The 255-nt window shown below is 49.0% G+C and carries 1 pseudogene; it reads right to left on the minus strand.

Annotated elements, in window-relative coordinates:
* Positions 1-40: 40 nt before the first annotated feature.
* Positions 41-255 (minus strand): annotated as a pseudogene (locus HAQ05_RS29750) (hypothetical protein); the annotation flags it as partial.

The raw sequence follows: 255 nt of genomic DNA on the forward strand, positions 1-255 counted from the left end.
TGCCCGATCTGTACCAGGGCATGCGCAGTGTCCTTGAAAGTTAAGCGTTCATCTTTGCGAATAACGCGGGAAGAAAGAATGCGGTCGGGTTCGAAGAAGCAGCCGTTATTGCATAAAGCTTGCTGTTAGGAAAATCCCACCAACAATAGAGGTTCCTGGGAATGGCGCTACCGGCATTCATAGGCATCCCGAAGTTGTTTATCAACAGGTATTCGTCTTGCGGAAAGCCAAAGTCAACCGTGTAGTAAACCCTCG

The organism is Pseudomonas typographi, assembly GCF_014694385.1.
In the GTDB taxonomy this organism is placed as follows: Bacteria; Pseudomonadota; Gammaproteobacteria; order Pseudomonadales; family Pseudomonadaceae; genus Aquipseudomonas; species Aquipseudomonas typographi.